Here is a 16,191-nt window from a genome sequence, read left to right on the forward strand (position 1 = left end):
AAAGTAGGTCATCGTCAAGCTTTTATTCCGCAGAACCCCACAGGTAACCCCTGTGGGGTTTTGTCTTTGTGGCGACCGAATGTATTGCGCTCGGGATCTCTCGTGCGATACCACCAGCCGCAGTCCCAATGAAAAACCCCTCGCAGGAATATCCTGCGAGGGGTTTTGTTTTACTGCCGGCAATCTGGGCGCTGAACGGCCTACTGCTGCGTGTATTGCTGGCGGTCTATGCCGTGGCGCTGCAGCTTGTCATAGAAGGTCTTGCGCGGAATGCCCAGGGACTCCAGGGTGGCCTTGATGTCGCCTTGGTGCGCCTGGAGTGCCTCGCGGATGACCTGCGCTTCGAAGCGCTCCATCCGTTCCGGCAGGCTTGACGCGGCGTCCTGGGCCACGGCGGTTGGCGGGGCAGGGATATTCAGCACGCCAAGCACGACCCGCTCGGCGAAATGCGCAAGTTCACGCACGTTGCCGGGCCAGTCGTGCGTCATGAGGTGTTGTTTGATGGACGCCGGCATTTCCGGGATATCGCGCTGGAAGCGGCGCGATGCGTGGCCGAGGTAGTGGGCGAACAGCAGCGGAATGTCCTCGCGGCGTTCACGCAGCGGCGGAATCCGGATGGTGACCACATTGAGGCGGTAGAACAGGTCTTCGCGAAACTTGGCGCGTATGGCTGGACTGCCCAGGTCTTCCTTGGTGGCGGCGACCACGCGCAGGTCCAGATTGCGCACTTCGTTGCTGCCCAGAGGAGTGATCTGGCGAGATTCGAGCACGCGCAGCAGCTTGACCTGCACCGCCAGCGGCATGCTCTCGATCTCGTCCAGGAATAGCGTACCGCCGCTGGCATGCTCGATCCGGCCGATACGCTTCTTTTGGGCGCCGGTGAAGGCGCCGGGCTCGTGGCCGAAGAGCTCGCTTTCGATGACGCTTTCAGGCAGGGCGCCGCAGTTGATCGCGACCAGCGCGCGGTGCCTGCGGCGGCTCAGGCGATGCAAGGCGGTGGCAACGACTTCCTTGCCGGTTCCGGTCTCGCCTTCGACCAGTACATCCACGTCGGCATCCGCGATATGCCGCAGCGTTTGCTTGATGCGCTGCATGGCCGGCGTCGTGCCGATGAAAGGCACCTCGTCGGCCTGGACGGCGAATGCGGCTTCGCGCAGCCGGCGGTTTTCCAGCACGAGATGGCGCTTTTCCGCGGCGTGCATGATGGCGGTGATCAGCCTGTCGGCGGCATAGGGTTTGGCCAGGAAGTCATAGGCGCCGTCGCGCATACATTGCACGGCCGTGGCGATGTCGCCATGGCCGGTGATCAGAATGACGGGGATGTCGGGGTCTATGTCCCGCAAGCGCTGGAAGAGTTGCAGGCCGTCCATGTCGGGCATGCGTATATCGCTGACGACCACGCCGTCGAAATCGCGCGTTAGTGTGGGCAGGGCAGAGCGTGCGCTGGCATGCGCGTCCACGGCGATGCCGTGCAGCTTCAGCGTCTGCGTATTGGCGCGCAGCAGTTCGTCGTCGTCGTCGATGAAAACCGCACGCGGCAAAAACGGCTGGCGCTGGCTGTCGTCAATGGATGCCGGCGCGGCTGGCGGAAATTCAGGAGCGCGGTTCATGGTGTAGCTCGGTAGCGTGTTGCTGGCCAGACGCCTTGCGCAACGTCAGGATGAACATGGCTCCGCAGCCCGGGGCATGCGGAGCGGGAAAGACGGGATCGGCCGGGCCGGCGGCGATCAGGTCGCCACCGAATTCGGTGACGATGTCGCGGCAGATGACCAGCCCCAGTCCGAGTCCTTCGGCCTTGGTCGTATAGAAGGGAGTAAACAGGTGCGCCCGCGCCTCGGCCGACAGGCCGGGACCGTTGTCGCTGACGTAGACCTGCACGGTCGCGCCCAGGTCCTGCAGCGCCACGACGATGCGGCCGTCGGGCCGGCCTTCCAGCGCTTCCATCGCGTTTTGCAGCAGATTCACCAGCACCTGTTCCAGCCGTATGCGATTGGCCAGCACCCGGTAATTCTGACCCGCGGGCGGACGTTGCAGGACGATGCCCTGGCGCCGCGCGCGCGGCGCAACCAGCAACAGCGCGCCCTCCAGACAATCCTTCAGGTTCGCGGGACCGATGGACGTGTCGGCCTTGCGCGAAAAGGCGCGCAATTCTCCGGTGATGTGGCCGATCCGCTCCGTCAACGCGGCGATGGTACCCAGGTTTTCCTGCGCCGAGCCTTCATCTTGCCTGCGCAGGAACTCGGCGGCGTTGTCCGCATAGGCGCGTATGGCCGCGACAGGCTGGTTGATCTCGTGCGCCACGCCGGCTGCCACCTGTCCCAGCAGGGCGAGCTTGCTGGCCTGGACCAGTTCTTCTTGCATGGTGTGCAAACGGGCGGCGGTGCGTTGGCGCTCGTCCATCTCATCGACCAGTTGTTCGTTGACTTGCAGCAGCTGAGCCGTGCGTTCATCGACCAGCGAGGCCAGCTGTTCGTGGATGGCGGCCTGCTGCTCGGCACGCTCACGGTTGCGGTGGCGGCGAAAGAGAACGATGCCGACCAAGGCGGCTAGCGCGCACTGCGCAAGCAGCGCGCCCAGCTGGGCGTTTGCGGTAGCCTGGTTGATGGCCGTCTGCACGGGCGACAACAGATGCAGTGTCCAACCTGGGGACTCGACAATGGGTAACGTCGTGTGCACCAGCGGCGCGCCTGCGGGGATCTGTGGCAGGGTTACGTCGGCGCGCACCAGCTGGCCGTGGCTGATGGCTTGTAGCTGCGGCCGCAAGGGTAGCGGGAAAAAGGGCGCGTCGCCGAATTGCAGGCTGCTGCGCAAGGCCCGGGCCAAGTCTGGGGTGAGCGGAGCCAGCACATCGAAACGCCAGTCGGAGATACTGCCCAATAGCACTACGCCATGCTCGTCCGTGACGAAAATGGGCGAAACCGATTGGCGCCAGTCGGCCTCCAGGTCCCGGAAATCCACTTTCAGCACGACCACGCCCAGCATGGCGCCGTTGACGTCATCCACGCGTCGCGACAAGTACAGCCCGGCTTCGTGGCTGATCGTGCCCAAAGCGAAGTGTTCGGCCGAGCCATGGGCTACCGATCCCTGGAAATAGGGCCGAAACTGGTAGTCCACGCCGACAAACGTGGCGGGTTCACGCCAGTTGCTGGCAGCGATCGCAAGGCCCTTCTTGTCCAGCACATAGATGGCGGATGCGCCGACGCCGCGGCTCAACGTATCGAGCTTGTCGTCCAGGGATTCGATCTGCACGTGCGAGCCTCCCTGCAGCGCCGCGCGCACGTCGACATCGCGCGTCAGGACAAAGGGCAGCGCCCTGAATTTGTCCAGGTTGTTGCGCAGCAATGCCGCGTTGAGCTGGGCTGCCACACGTGCCTGCTCCCCGGCATTCTTCAGCGCGCCGTCGCGCGCCCAGAGCGTGGCGGCGTGCAGTACGCCATAGACGAACGCGACACCCAGCAGGATGGCGATGGCCTTCCAGGGCCAAGGCCAGACAGGCGTGTTCCGTGGGCGCCGCGGCTTTCTGGCCTGGTCCACGCCGGGTCGGGCATCGCGGGGAGAGGAGTGGGTCGACATGGGTTGTGCGGTTTTTCGCACATTCTATCTCTTTCTTGTGTGAAATTCCGCCAATAAAGGTCGGGGCAGTGCGCTGAGAGAAGAAAAATTCCTTTTTTGATCAAGGGCTTGGAGCGCAAGAGGAAGGTCTGCCGATGTTGGCACGCCTCTTGCATTAGTAAAGCCAAGCCCGGCGGCGTTGCCTGCGGGGTGAAATCGGCTTGCGGCGATACGCGCTTGCCAGAAAACAGATAACGCCCCAACGCCCGCGCTGAACCGCCCGGAGCAAGGGGCCTTGGTGGGGACAATCCCAATGATCGACGTGGATCAAGTCGCGCCCGCGCGCAAGCTCAAGTTCTATCAAATCCTCTATGTGCAGGTGATTTTCGCCATCGTGGTGGGCGTGCTGCTGGGCGCGTTCAAGCCCGAGCTCGGCCAGCAGATGCAACCGCTGGGCGACGCCTTCATCAAGCTGGTGAAGATGATCATCGCGCCGGTGATCTTCCTGACCGTGGCCACCGGCATCGCTGCGATGAGCGACCTGAAGAAGGTCGGCCGCGTGGCGGGCAAGGCCATGCTGTACTTCCTGGTGTTCTCCACGCTTGCGTTGATCGTAGGCATGATCGTCAGCCATATCGTCCAGCCGGGCGCCGGCATGCACATCGACCCCAAGACGCTGGACGAGAAGGCGGTCTCGGGCTACGTGGCCAAGGCGCATGACTCGACCATCACGGGCTTCCTGATGAACGTGATCCCGACCACGATCTTCAGTCCGTTCGTGGGCGGCGACATTCTCCAGGTGCTGTTCGTGGCGGTGTTGTTCGGCATTTCGCTGGCCATGGTGGGTGAACGCGGCCAGCCGATACTGAACTTCATGACTGCCCTGGCACAGCCCGTCTTCAAGCTGGTCGCCATCCTGATGAAGGCCGCGCCCATCGGCGCGTTTGGCGCGATGGCCTTCACCATCGGCAAGTACGGCATCAAGTCCGTCATCAACCTGGCGATGCTGGTGGGTACGTTTTACGCAACCTCGGTGCTGTTCGTGGTCGTGGTGCTGGGCCTGGTGGCGCGCTACAACGGCTTTTCGATCCTGAAGCTGGTGCGCTACATCCGCGAAGAGCTGCTGCTGGTGCTGGGCACCAGTTCGTCCGAAGCCGCGTTGCCCACGCTGATGCAGAAGATGGAACGCGCCGGCTGCTCGAAGTCGGTGGTCGGGTTGGTCGTGCCCACCGGCTACTCGTTCAACCTGGACGGCACCAACATCTACATGACGATGGCGGCGCTGTTCATCGCGCAGGCTTGCGATATTCCGCTGTCGCTGGGCGACCAGATCCTGCTGCTGCTGGTGGCGATGCTGAGCTCCAAGGGCGCGGCGGGCGTGACCGGGGCAGGCTTCATCACCCTGGCCGCAACCCTGTCGGTGGTGCCTTCCGTCCCGGTCGCCGGCATGGCGCTGATCCTGGGCGTGGACCGCTTCATGTCGGAATGCCGCGCGCTGACCAACCTGGTCGGCAACGCGACTGCCGCCGTGGTGGTGGCGCGCTGGGAAGGGGAGCTGGATAAGGAGCAGCTGCATGCCGCGCTCGAGGGCGAGCTTCAGCCCGCGCCCGTGCCTGCCGCGCCTCCGGTTCAGGAAGCGCCGAGGGCTGGCGGCGTACCCATGGGCCAGCCGCTGCAGCATGGCTGAAACAGCGTAGATCCGCGGCTGCCTGCAGGCGGCCGCAACTATTGATGCAGCTGTAAGCCCCGGCAAGAAGGACTGCCCGCCGGAAAAAAATCCCCCGGACCTCGACGGTCTCGGGGGATTTTTTTCGACCGGAGGCCGCGGTTTTCAGGGCACCTGTATCCCTGCCGCGCGCAACAGGTTTGCAGTTTCGAACAAGGGCAGGCCCATCACGCCCGTATAGCTGCCGGCGATATGCGAAACGAACGTGCCCGCCAGGCCCTGGATGCCATAGGCGCCCGCCTTGCCGTAGGGCTCGCCGCTGTCGCAGTAGCGGCCGAGTTCCTCATCCGTCAGCGCGCGCATGCGGACCTCGGTGATGGACACGGCCTCCAGCAACTGGTTTCCAGTCCAGACGGCGACGGCGGTGTGTACTTCGTGGGCGGAGCCGGACAGCGCGCGCAGAATGCGCATGGCGTCGTCGCGGTCGGCCGGTTTGCCCAGTACTGCGCCCGCCAGGATAACCGTGGTGTCGGCGGCCAGCAGCGGCAGTTGCGGCAGGTCCTGGCTGAGCATCCAGTCGCGTCCGCGCAGGGCCTTGTCGCGCGCAGTGCGCTGGACATAGTCGGCGGCGCTTTCGCCGGGATGTTGGGGTTCGTCCTCGCCCGGCGGGGCGGGTACGAGCAGGACTTCGTGGGCCAGGCCGACCTGGGTCAGCAGCTCGCGCCGCCGGGGACTGGCGGAGGCAAGGTAGAGGCGCGCGGAGGTTGCGGTGTCGGTCATGCGTCAGCAGGATGGGCGCCGGCCCGGCCAGCGGTCAGGCGCGGTGGTAGGGATGATTGGTCATGATGGCCCAGGCCCGGTAGAGCTGTTCGGCCAGCACCACGCGCACCATGGGGTGCGGAAGCGTCAGCGAGGACAGGCGCAATTGGCCGGAACAGGATGCCTTCAGGTCGGCATCCAGCCCGTCCGGGCCGCCGACGAGAAAAGCAACATCCTGACCGCCGGCGCGCCATTGTTCCAGCTTCTGCGACAACGCCATGGTGGTGAGGTCGCGTCCGCGTTCGTCCAGCGCCAGGCGCAAGACGCTGGCGGGCAGGGCGGCTTCGATCCGCTTGGCTTCCGCCGCCATCATCTGGGCGGGCGTCTTGCCGGTGGTGCGGGGTTCAGGCTTGATTTCGCGCAGTTCCAGCGCGCAGTCGGCCGGCAGGCGCTTGGCGTAGTCGTCCCAGGCGGTTTGCACCCAGTCCGGCATGCGCGTGCCCACGGCCACGACGATCAGCTTCACGGCGCGCTCAGTACTCGGCGTCGTGCGCGCCGTCGTTGGCGACCGGCGCGGGGCGGGTGGACTCGGGCAGGAGTTTCACGCGCACCGGCTTGCCGCCCCAGATCTCTTCCAGGTTGTAGTACTGGCGGATGGCGGGCTGCATGATGTGCACGACCACGTCGCCCAGGTCGACCACGACCCATTCGCCCGTGTCTTCGCCTTCGATGGTGATGCCGGAGAGATCGAGCGCACGGCCGCGATCCGCCACGCTGGAAGCGAGGGCGCGGGTCTGGCGGTTGGAGGTGGCGCTTGCAATCACGACGCGATCGAACAGGCTGGTCAGATGCGTGGTGTTGTAGACCTTGATGTCTTGCGCCTTGACGTCTTCGAGGGCGTCGATGACGGCGCGTTGGAGTTTTTGTATATCCATAGTCAGTAAATATAACCCGCGGGCGGACAGCGGATGCTGGCCCCGTGGCGCTTTCAGCGCACCGCGGGTGTAGGTTTATCGGTAAAGATGGTGCGCCGCAATATACGCGGCCACCGGAGCGGCAAGCAGGCCTTCGGTGGATTCGCCTTGCGCCAGGCGCTGGCGGATCTGCGAGGCCGAAACCGGCATGGGAGCAAAAGGCAGTTCCTGCAGTTCGCGTCCCTGGCCGCGCAGGTGTTCGGCCAGCGCCGGCGGGGCGCTGAGCGCCGTGCCCGGGCGGGTGGCCACGGCCAGGTCCACCAGGCTGGCGATGTCCTGCCAGTCGCGCCAGGTACAGAAATTCGCCAACTGGTCGGTGCCCAGCAGCCAGACGTAGCGCGCGTCCTGGGGCAGGGCGCGCAGCGTGTCGATGGTGTAGGTCGCGCCGCCGCGGTCGATTTCGATGGGATTGACCACCAGGCCCGCATGGCCGGCGATGGCCAGTTGCAGCATGTCGCGGCGTTGTTCGGCCGTGGCGTGCAACGCTGCGCGTTGCCAGGGATTGGCCGCGGGGATGAGCTGCACCTCGGCCAGGCCCAACGTCTGCAAGGCGTTCTGCGCCAGGGCGATGTGCGCGACGTGGACGGGGTCGAAACTGCCGCCCAGCAGGCCGATGCGCTTCAAACCCAGTCCCGCGGTTTGAGGTAGGCGGCCAATTCGGCCTCGGGCGTGCCTGCCTCGGGCTGCCAGTCGTAGCGCCACTGCGCCAGCGGCGGCATGGACAGCAGGATCGACTCGGTACGTCCGCCGGACTGCAGGCCGAACAGCGTGCCGCGGTCGAAGACCAGGTTGAATTCCACATAGCGGCCGCGGCGGTAGGCCTGGAAATCGCGCTCGCGCTCGCCGTAGGCCTGGTCGCGGCGGCGTTCCACGATCGGCATGTAGGCCGGCAGGAAGGCGTCGCCCACCGATCGGGTCAGCGCGAACGAGGCGTCAAAGCCGGGAGCGTTCAGGTCGTCATAGAAGATGCCGCCCACGCCGCGCGTTTCATTGCGGTGTTTTAGGAAGAAGTACTCGTCGCACCAGCGCTTGTAGCGCGGGTAGTAGTCGGCGCCATGGCCGGCCAGGGCATCGCGGCAGGTGGCGTGGAAATGGCGGGCGTCTTCCTCGTAGGGATAGTAGGGCGTCAGGTCGATGCCGCCGCCGAACCAGAAGACGTCGGCCTCGTCGTGGCCGGGCCGGGCTGCCGCCAGGAACATGCGCACGTTCATGTGCGTGGTGGGCACGTAGGGATTGCGCGGGTGCAGCACCATGGACACGCCCATGGCTTCCCAGGACCGGCCGGCCAGTTCCGGGCGGTGCGCGCTGGCCGAGGGCGGCAGCTTGCTGCCCTGGACATGGCTGAACAGCACGCCGGCCCGTTCGAACAGCGAGCCGCCTTCCAGCAGGCGCGACAGCCCGCCGCCGCCCTCGGGGCGGACCCATTCGTCGGTACGGAAGGCCGCGCCCTCGGCGGCTTCCAGGGCGCCGACGATGCGGGCCTGCAAGCCGGTGAGGTAGTCCCGGACGGAAGAGACGGGCAAGGCGTTCATCGACGGTTCCGGCTAGGCGTTGGGCTTGGACTTCTGCTGCGAAGGCTTGAGCGCGCGCCAGCCGATGTCGCTGCGATACTGGCGGCCGTCGAAGTGGATGCCGTCGATCGCTTCGTAGACGCGGTCGCGGGCCATCTTGACGGAGTCGCCCAGCGCCGTGACGCACAGCACGCGGCCGCCGGTGGTCTTGACTTCGTCGCCGTCGAGCTTGGTGGCGGCGTGGAACACCATGCAGTCCTCGGCGTCGGCGGGCAGGCCGCGGATGACGTCGCCGGTGCGCGGCGTGTTGGGGTAGTTGTGCGCGGCCAGCACGGCGCCCAGGGCGGTGCGGCGGTCCCAGGGGATGTCGGCCTGGTCGAGCGTGCCGTCGACGGCATGCTCCAGGGCGTCCAGCAGGTCGCTCTTGACGCGCATCATGATGGGCTGGGTTTCAGGATCGCCCATGCGGCAGTTGAATTCCAGGGTCTTGATCTCGCGGTCGGGGTCGTCGCCCGGGGCGATCATCAGGCCGGCGTACAGGAAGCCCGTGTACGGGATGCCATCGCGCGTCATGCCCTGCACGGTCGGCAGGATGATTTCGCGCATGATGCGGTGGTGCAGTTCCGGGGTGACGATGGGCGCGGGCGAATACGCGCCCATGCCGCCGGTATTGGGACCCTGGTCGCCGTCCTGCAGGCGCTTGTGGTCCTGGCTGGTGGCCAGGGCCAGCACATTGCGGCCGTCGCACATGACGATGAAGCTGGCTTCTTCGCCCACCAGGCATTCCTCGATGACGACGCGCGCGCCGGCGGCGCCCATGGAGCCGTCGCCCAGCATGGCGTCCACGGCGGCATGCGCCTCTTCCAGCGTGGCGGCGACCACCACGCCCTTGCCGGCGGCCAGGCCATCGGCCTTGATCACGATGGGAGCGCCTTCCTGGTCGATGTAGGCGTGCGCCTTGGCCGGATCGGTGAAGGTTTCGTAGCGGGCGGTCGGGATGTTGTGCCGGACCATGAAGGCCTTGGCGTAGTCCTTCGAGCTTTCCAGCTGCGCTGCGGCCTTGGTGGGGCCGAAGATCTTCAGGCCGCGGGCGCGGAACACGTCGACGACGCCAGCGGCCAGGGGGGCTTCAGGGCCGACGACGGTCAGGGCGACGCCTTCGCGTTGCACGAAATCGGCCAATTCCTCGGCATTGGTGAACGGGACGTTCTCGATCTGTTCGGCGCGTTGCGTGCCGCCGTTGCCGGGAGCGACGTATACCTTGTGGACGCGCGGGGAGCGGGCCAGCCGCCAGGCGAGGGCGTGTTCTCGGCCGCCAGAGCCAATTACCAGGAGTTTCATGTTGCGAGGTTCTTTAGGTTGCCAGTCGAGCGCCGCAAGGCGCCAGCCCGTGGAGTAGGCCAGGATCCAGGCGGACCCGGATCCGGTGACAGCGTGGCGCCGGGCAGGCAAGGCCCGCCCGGCGCCGGGGTAATGGAGTTACTGCGCTTCGTCGAAAACGACGTTCGTATAGACTTCCTGCACGTCGTCCAGGCCTTCCAGGGCGTCGAGCAGTTTCTGCATCTTGATGGCGTCTTCCCCGGCGAGTTCGGTCTCGTTCAGGGCTTTCATGACGATGCCGTCCACTTCGGCCTTCAGGCCGGCGGCGTCGAAGGCGCCGCGCACGGCGGCGTAGTCAGCCGGGGCGCAGACCACTTCGATCACGCCTTCCTCGTCGGTCGTCACGTCTTCCGCGCCGGCTTCGAGGGCGGTTTCCATGACCTTGTCTTCCGAGGTTCCGGGGGCGAAGACGAATTGGCCGCAATGCTTGAACATGAAGGCGACCGAGCCTTCCTGGCCCAGGTTGCCGCCGTTCTTGGCGAAGGCGTGGCGCACTTCGGCGACGGTGCGGGTGCGGTTGTCTGTCATGCAGTCGACGATGACGGCTGCGCCGCCGATGCCATAGCCTTCGTAGCGGACTTCTTCGTAGGCCTCGCCGTCGGCGCCGCCCGCGCCGCGCTGGATGGCGCGCTGGATGTTGTCCTTGGGCATATTGGCGTCGGTGGCCTTGTCCCAGGCCATGCGCAGGCGCGGGTTGCTGTCCGGGTCAGGGCCGCCGGCACGCGCCGCCACGGTGATTTCACGAATGATCTTGGTCCAGAGCTTTCCGCGCTTGGCGTCTTGGCGCCCTTTGCGGTGCTGAATATTGGCCCATTTGCTGTGTCCGGCCATGGCTTCCCAGGGTAATTTGTCTGCAAAAATGGCATTTTACCGTGCCAGCGCCCGGCGCGCCCGGGGGCGGACCGCATGTGTCCATATTGCCACGCGCACAAGCGGCGCGGCAGGCTCTACACTTGGGCATCCATCTGATTCCCTGGTCCGGAGAGCTGCACATGCCCAACCCCATCGTCATCGCCAAGAATGCACAGACCGAATTGGCGCTGCTCCCCGCCCTGGCAAACCGCCACGGCTGCATCACGGGGGCCACGGGCACCGGCAAGACCGTCACCTTGCAGGTTTTGGCCGAATCCTTCTCCCGTATCGGCACGCCGGTGTTCATGGCCGACGTCAAGGGCGACCTGACCGGCATTTCCCAGGCCGGCGCCGCGACTCCCAAGCTGCTGGAACGCCTGAAGAACCTGGGCCTGAACGAACCGGCCTGGGCGGCCAGCCCCGTCACCCTGTGGGACGTGTTCGGCGAGCAGGGGTTGCCGGTGCGCGCCACGGTGTCGGACATGGGGCCGCTGCTGCTGTCCCGCATCCTGGAATTGAACGACACGCAGGAAGGCGTGCTGACGCTGGTCTTCAAGGTCGCCGACGACGAGGGCCAGTTGCTGCTGGACCTGAAGGATCTGCGCGCCATGCTGCAGAACGTCGCCGACCGCGCTTCGGAGCTGAAGACACGTTACGGGAATGTGTCTTCAGCCAGCATCGGCGCCATTCAGCGCGGCTTGCTGGCGCTGGAATCGCAGGGTGCGGAGAAATTCTTCGGCGAACCCATGCTCGACGTGGCCGACCTGATGCGCACGGATGCGCAGGGCCGCGGCATGGTCAACGTGCTGGCCGCGGACAAGCTGATGCAGGCGCCGCGCCTGTATGCAATTTTCCTGTTGTGGCTGCTGGCGGACCTGTACGAGAAGCTGCCCGAAGTCGGCGACATGGACCAGCCCAAGCTGGTGTTTTTCTTCGATGAGGCCCACCTGCTGTTCAACGATGCGCCCGCCGCTCTGCTGAACAAGATCGAGCAGGTGGTGCGCCTGGTCCGCTCCAAGGGCGTGGGCGTCTATTTCGTGACGCAGAACCCGCTGGACATCCCCGACACCGTACTGGGCCAATTGGGCAACCGCGTCCAGCACGCCTTGCGGGCATTCACGCCGCGCGACCAGAAGGCCGTGAAGACGGCGGCCCAGACGATGCGTCCCAATCCGGGGCTGGACATCGAGGCCGCCATCACCGAGCTGGGCGTGGGCGAGGCGCTGGTTTCCTTGCTGGATCCCAAGGGGCGGCCAATGCCGACCGAACGCGCCTACATCGTGCCGCCGGCCAGCCGGATCGGCCCGGCGACCGACGCGGAGCGGCAGGCGTTGCGCCAGGGCAGTCCGCTGGCGTCGAAGTATGAGAAATCCATAGACCGCGAGTCCGCCTATGAAGTGCTGGCCGGGCGTGCGGCCAAGCCGGCGGACCAGGCCGGCGCGGCCGGGAACGGTTCCGCGCAGCCCGCAGGCAAGGGCGCTGCCGAGGAATCGGGTGGCGGCCTCATGGACAGCCTGAACGAGGTTCTGTTCGGGTCGACGGGGCCGCGCGGCGGCAAGCGCGACGGCGTGGTGCAGACCATGGCCAAGAGCACGGTCCGGTCGATCGCGCGTGAACTGACCCGGGGCATTTTGGGCTCCTTGCTGGGCTCGAAAGGCCGGCGTTGAAATCCTGATCCTGCGTGCCTGCCAGCAGTGGCTGGCGCGTCCGATTCGGGGCCGTATCGAGTAACATTTCCGTGCAATGATATGGAGGCTGCGCGTGGCCGCTCAGACCCGCGGCGCGCATAGTGCATCCAAGGAAAACAAAGGAAGACGTGGTGGCAAAGAAACACAAGATTGCGGTGATTCCTGGAGACGGCATCGGCAAGGAAGTCGTGCCTGAGGGCTTGAAGGTGCTGGACGCGGTCGCGACGCGATTCGGCATCGATTTTCAGTGGGACCATTTCGACTGGAGCTGCGACTACTACGCCAAGCACGGCAAGATGATGCCGGACGATTGGCAGGCGCAGATCGGCCAGCACGAAGCGATTTTCTTCGGCTCCATCGGCTGGCCCGCCACGGTGCCTGACCACGAAGCGCTGTGGGGCTCGCTGTTCAAGTTCCGCCGCGAGTTCGACCAGTACATCAACCTGCGCCCGGTGCGCCTGATGCCTGGCGTGCCCTCTCCGCTGAAGGACCGCCAGCCCGGCGAGATCGATTTCTTCATCGTGCGCGAGAACACCGAAGGCGAATACTCCAACAGCGGCGGCCGCCTGTTCGCGGGCACCGAACGCGAAGTGGTCATCCAGGAAAGCGTCTTCACGCGCATCGGCGCCGACCGCGTCCTCAAGTTCGCCTTCGAACTGGCGCAGAAGCGCGGCAAGCACCTGACCGCCGCCACCAAGTCCAATGGCATTTCCATTTCGATGCCCTGGTGGGACGAGCGCGTGGCCGAGATGGGCGAGAAGTACCCGGACGTGCGCTGGGACAAGTACCACATCGACATCCTGTGCGCGCATTTCGTGCAGCATCCCGACTGGTTCGACGTGGTGGTGGCTTCCAATTTGTTCGGCGACATCCTGTCCGACCTGGGACCGGCCTGCACGGGCACCATCGGCATCGCGCCTTCGGCCAACCTGAACCCGGAACGCAAGTTCCCGTCCCTGTTCGAACCGGTGCATGGTTCGGCGCCGGACATCTACGGCAAGGGCATCGCCAACCCGATCGGCCAGATCTGGAGCGGCGCGCTGATGCTGGACTTCCTTGGCTATCCGGACGCTTCGGCTGCGGTGGTCAAGGCCATCGAAACCGTCCTGGCGGAAGGTCCGCGTACCCGGGACATGAAGGGCACTGCCTCCACCGCCGACGTCGGCAGCGCGATTGCCGCGCTGATCGCGGCGGGCTGAGGCAAGTCGCCGGCAAGGCCCCCAGGCCAGTCAATGGACGATTCCGTCTTTTCCTCCTCCGCTGCCCAGGTGGGCAGCGGACGGGCCGACCGTTTCGTGCGCAAGCTGTTTCGCGTGCTACGGTCGCGCACGCAGAGGCACAATCAACATTTATGGCCTTTCGTCCGGATCTGGCGGGGCAGGTCGGGCGCCATCAGCGGTTTTCGAGCTTTTGGCAGGTCGCAGCCGGTCACGCCGCTGGCCGAGGGATACGATTCCGCCGACAAGGAAGTTCATCTGATCCTGAGCGGCCCGTCGGTCACGCAGATTCCATATGATCGGCTGGATATCCGGGCGGCGATGGGCGTGAACGGCGCCATCATGCTGGCGCGCAAGTTCGACCTGCCGTTCAAGTATTACTGCATCATCGACCAGAACTTCGTCCGCGAGCGTATCGACCTGGTGCGCGAAATCGTGTCGCGCGACCTGACCCTGTACGTCTTGCCCGAGGTCTTGCGCTACATCATGCAGGGCTTGCCGCAGGAGTCGATCCGCTGCCGCATCTGCATCATCGAACTGATCTCCGAGCGCGCCTACCAGCGCATTTCCGCGCCGTCCGTGCTGCAGCGCATGGCGGCAGCCTCGCCCGACGTGCAGCTGCTGGACGCGAAACGGGGCATGGGGTTCAGCTTCAATGTGGAGCTGGGCGTATTCGACGCCGACACCGTGGCTTATGCGGCATTACAGGTGCTGGTATCCAGCGGCGCGCGCAAGGTCTACGCGCACGGGCTGGATCTGACGCTGCAGAACGGCTTGCGCTTCTATGATGAAGGGCAGACGCCCCAGTCCAGCAGGCTGGCGCGCAAGTTCGCGCAACTGATCGAGCCCTCATTCCGCTTCGCCGCCGCGCAATGGCGCGCTCGTGGCATCTCGGTGTTCAACCTGTCGCCCACCAGCGCCTTGCCGGCCGACGTCATCGAGCGCGCCGACTGGCAGGTCTTGCTGAAGGAATAGCGTTCTTGTGCCGCCAGGCCCCGGACGCAGATCGGTCCGGGGCCTGGCGCTGCGCCTCAGTGGGCGCCGGCCGCCGCTTCGGCCGCGCCGCCGCCGCCCGCCTTGGCCGACCGGGGACGAGCGAACCAGACCAGGCCGGTGAGTGCCAGGAAGATGATCGCGGAGGCGTAGAACACGTCTACCGCGGACATCGTGAAGGCTTGCGCATTGATCAGTCCGTCCACCATCGTCAGCGCTTGCTGATGCGTCACGCCCAGCCCGTTCTGCAGCGTCGCCATGGTCTGGTCGAACGCCTGCTGGCCGGGCTTGGCGACTTCGGTGAGCTGCGCGTGATGCATGGTCGCGCGGTTTTCCCACAGGGTGGTGGCGATGGACGTGCCGAACGCGCCCGCGGTCAGGCGCAGGAAGTTCGACAGACCCGAGGCCGCGGGAATGCGCCACGGCTCGATGCTGGACAGCGTGATCGACGTAAGCGGCACGAAGAACGTCGCCATGGCCGCGCCCTGGATGATGGTCGGCACCATCAGCGTGCGGACATCGGTCTGGGTGTTGAAGCCGGAACGCATGAAGCACACCAGCGCGAAGATCAGGAACGCCACCGTCGCGATCTGCCGCGGATCGCGCGTGGCCAGCATCTTGCCGACGATGGGCGTCAGCAGGATCGCCAGGAGGCCCACCGGCGCGGTCACCAGCCCCGCGTAGGTCGCGGTGTAGCCCATGTTGCTTTGCAGCCATAGCGGCAGCAGCACCACGTTGCCGAAGAAGACGCCGTAGGCCACCGCCAGCGTCAGCGCGCCGACCGTGAAATTGCGGATCTTGAACAGGCGCAGATCCACCACGGGGTGGGCGTCGGTCAGCTCCCAGATCAGGAAGAAGACGAAGGCGACGAACGCGGTGGCGGCCAGCGCGATGATGGTGCCGCTGGCGAACCAGTCCAGCTCCTTGCCCTTGTCCAGCATGATCTGGAGCGCGCCTACCCATACCACCAGCAGCGCCAGCCCGACCTTGTCGATCGGCAGCTTGCGCGTGACCGATTCGCGGTCGCCATAGATGCGCCAGCTGATCCAGGCGGCCAGCAGGCCCACCGGCACGTTGATGTAGAAGATCCACGGCCAGGTGTAGTTGTCGGAGATCCAGCCGCCCAGCAAGGGCCCGGCGACGGGCGCCACCAGCGTGGTCATGGACCAGACCGCCAGCGCCATGCCCGCCTTGGACTTGGGGAAACTCGCCAGCATCAGCGCTTGCGACAGCGGAATCATGGGCCCGGCGACCGCGCCTTGCAGCACGCGGAACGCGATCAGCGCTTCCAGCGAGGGCGCAAAGCCGCACAGCCATGACGCCAGCACGAACAGCAGGGTGGAGATCAGGAACAGCCGCACCTGTCCAAAGCGCTGCGTGAGCCAGCCCGTGAGCGGCACTGTGATCGCGTTGGCCACGGCGAACGACGTGATGACCCAGGTGCCCTGGCTGGTGCTGACGCCCAGATCGCCGGAGATGGTCGGGATGGACACGTTCGCGATGGACGTGTCCAGCACGTTCATGAACACCGCCGTGGACAGCGCGATGGACCCGATGATGCGGGTCGCGCCTTCCAGCGGCTGTCTCTTATACACATCT

At 65.7% G+C, this 16,191-nt stretch carries 14 protein-coding genes; 4 read left to right on the forward strand and 10 right to left on the reverse strand.

Translation table 11 applies throughout. From position 1 onward, the window contains the following. Positions 1-200 precede the first annotated feature (200 nt). Complete coding sequence (locus DXK93_RS03760; protein ID WP_233564501.1) at positions 201-1,610, reverse strand: sigma-54 dependent transcriptional regulator; 1,410 nt, start codon at positions 1,608-1,610, stop codon at positions 201-203. Beyond that, a complete protein-coding gene (locus DXK93_RS03765) occupies positions 1,594-3,573 on the reverse strand; it encodes an ATP-binding protein (RefSeq protein ID WP_119449385.1) in 1,980 nt (659 codons plus the stop codon). The genes DXK93_RS03760 and DXK93_RS03765 overlap by 17 nt, the downstream gene beginning before the upstream one ends. Before the next feature lie 292 nt (positions 3,574-3,865). On the opposite strand from DXK93_RS03765, the gene DXK93_RS03770 reads away from it, so the two are divergent. Beyond that, positions 3,866-5,239, forward strand: a complete 1,374-nt coding sequence (locus DXK93_RS03770; RefSeq protein ID WP_054458766.1) for a dicarboxylate/amino acid:cation symporter — start codon at positions 3,866-3,868, stop codon at positions 5,237-5,239. 144 nt (positions 5,240-5,383) lie between these two features. Here the strand turns inward: DXK93_RS03770 and DXK93_RS03775 are convergent, their stop codons facing one another. The 7 genes from DXK93_RS03775 to DXK93_RS03805 all read right to left on the reverse strand — a co-directional run bounded on the left by DXK93_RS03775 (position 5,384) and on the right by DXK93_RS03805 (position 10,673). Next, a complete protein-coding gene (locus tag DXK93_RS03775) occupies positions 5,384-5,998 on the reverse strand; it encodes a nucleoside triphosphate pyrophosphatase (RefSeq protein ID WP_054458764.1) in 615 nt (204 codons plus the stop codon). Between the two features lie 34 nt (positions 5,999-6,032). Then, on the reverse strand, positions 6,033-6,503 hold the full coding sequence (gene rlmH / locus DXK93_RS03780; RefSeq protein ID WP_054458762.1) for a 23S rRNA (pseudouridine(1915)-N(3))-methyltransferase RlmH: 471 nt from the start codon (positions 6,501-6,503) through the stop codon (positions 6,033-6,035). Between the two features lie 7 nt (positions 6,504-6,510). Beyond that, on the reverse strand, positions 6,511-6,912 hold the full coding sequence (rsfS, locus tag DXK93_RS03785; RefSeq protein ID WP_013392761.1) for a ribosome silencing factor: 402 nt from the start codon (positions 6,910-6,912) through the stop codon (positions 6,511-6,513). A gap of 75 nt (positions 6,913-6,987) precedes the next feature. Then, on the reverse strand, positions 6,988-7,575 hold the full coding sequence (nadD, locus tag DXK93_RS03790) for a nicotinate (nicotinamide) nucleotide adenylyltransferase (protein ID WP_054458761.1): 588 nt from the start codon (positions 7,573-7,575) through the stop codon (positions 6,988-6,990). Then, entirely contained in the window at positions 7,572-8,483 is a 912-nt protein-coding gene (gene hemF, locus DXK93_RS03795; protein WP_054458759.1) for an oxygen-dependent coproporphyrinogen oxidase, read from the reverse strand. The genes nadD and hemF overlap by 4 nt, the downstream gene beginning before the upstream one ends. Positions 8,484-8,495: 12 nt before the next feature. Beyond that, positions 8,496-9,803, reverse strand: a complete 1,308-nt coding sequence (gene purD, locus DXK93_RS03800) for a phosphoribosylamine--glycine ligase (RefSeq protein WP_199728271.1) — start codon at positions 9,801-9,803, stop codon at positions 8,496-8,498. A 138-nt stretch (positions 9,804-9,941) separates the two neighbouring features. After that, on the reverse strand, positions 9,942-10,673 hold the full coding sequence (locus tag DXK93_RS03805) for a YebC/PmpR family DNA-binding transcriptional regulator (RefSeq protein ID WP_054458755.1): 732 nt from the start codon (positions 10,671-10,673) through the stop codon (positions 9,942-9,944). Between the two features lie 161 nt (positions 10,674-10,834). On the opposite strand from DXK93_RS03805, the gene DXK93_RS03810 reads away from it, so the two are divergent. From DXK93_RS03810 to DXK93_RS03820, 3 genes are all read left to right on the forward strand, one after another. After that, positions 10,835-12,361 carry a helicase HerA-like C-terminal domain-containing protein gene (locus tag DXK93_RS03810; RefSeq protein WP_054458783.1) on the forward strand — a complete coding sequence of 509 codons (1,527 nt, stop codon included), beginning with the start codon at positions 10,835-10,837 and terminating at the stop codon, positions 12,359-12,361. A 152-nt stretch (positions 12,362-12,513) separates the two neighbouring features. Beyond that, on the forward strand, positions 12,514-13,581 hold the full coding sequence (locus tag DXK93_RS03815) for a tartrate dehydrogenase (protein ID WP_054458781.1): 1,068 nt from the start codon (positions 12,514-12,516) through the stop codon (positions 13,579-13,581). A 33-nt stretch (positions 13,582-13,614) separates the two neighbouring features. Beyond that, positions 13,615-14,574 (forward strand): hypothetical protein, encoded by a 960-nt coding sequence (locus DXK93_RS03820; RefSeq protein WP_054458753.1) that lies wholly within the window; start codon positions 13,615-13,617, stop codon positions 14,572-14,574. A gap of 56 nt (positions 14,575-14,630) precedes the next feature. Here DXK93_RS03820 and DXK93_RS03825 read toward each other — a convergent pair whose 3' ends face one another. Next, complete coding sequence (locus tag DXK93_RS03825) at positions 14,631-16,187, reverse strand: DHA2 family efflux MFS transporter permease subunit (protein WP_119449386.1); 1,557 nt, start codon at positions 16,185-16,187, stop codon at positions 14,631-14,633. Between the last annotated feature and the right edge of the window lie 4 nt (positions 16,188-16,191).

Origin of the sequence: Achromobacter sp. K91, assembly GCF_003576205.1 — a bacterium.
Lineage (GTDB): Bacteria > Pseudomonadota > Gammaproteobacteria > Burkholderiales > Burkholderiaceae_B > Achromobacter > Achromobacter aegrifaciens.

Bases quoted from the DNA above. Each gene is read 5' to 3' on its own strand.
- DXK93_RS03760 (WP_233564501.1), bottom strand. From the start codon at position 1,610: ATGAACCGCGCTCCTGAATTTCCGCCAGCCGCGCCGGCATCCATTGAC.
- DXK93_RS03765 (WP_119449385.1), bottom strand. From the start codon at position 3,573: ATGTCGACCCACTCCTCTCCCCGCGATGCCCGACCCGGCGTGGACCAG.
- DXK93_RS03770 (WP_054458766.1), top strand. From the start codon at position 3,866: ATGATCGACGTGGATCAAGTCGCGCCCGCGCGCAAGCTCAAGTTCTAT.
- DXK93_RS03775 (WP_054458764.1), bottom strand. From the start codon at position 5,998: ATGACCGACACCGCAACCTCCGCGCGCCTCTACCTTGCCTCCGCCAGT.
- rsfS (WP_013392761.1), bottom strand. From the start codon at position 6,912: ATGGATATACAAAAACTCCAACGCGCCGTCATCGACGCCCTCGAAGAC.
- hemF (WP_054458759.1), bottom strand. From the start codon at position 8,483: ATGAACGCCTTGCCCGTCTCTTCCGTCCGGGACTACCTCACCGGCTTG.
- purD (WP_199728271.1), bottom strand. From the start codon at position 9,803: ATGAAACTCCTGGTAATTGGCTCTGGCGGCCGAGAACACGCCCTCGCC.
- DXK93_RS03805 (WP_054458755.1), bottom strand. From the start codon at position 10,673: ATGGCCGGACACAGCAAATGGGCCAATATTCAGCACCGCAAAGGGCGC.
- DXK93_RS03810 (WP_054458783.1), top strand. From the start codon at position 10,835: ATGCCCAACCCCATCGTCATCGCCAAGAATGCACAGACCGAATTGGCG.
- DXK93_RS03820 (WP_054458753.1), top strand. From the start codon at position 13,615: ATGGACGATTCCGTCTTTTCCTCCTCCGCTGCCCAGGTGGGCAGCGGA.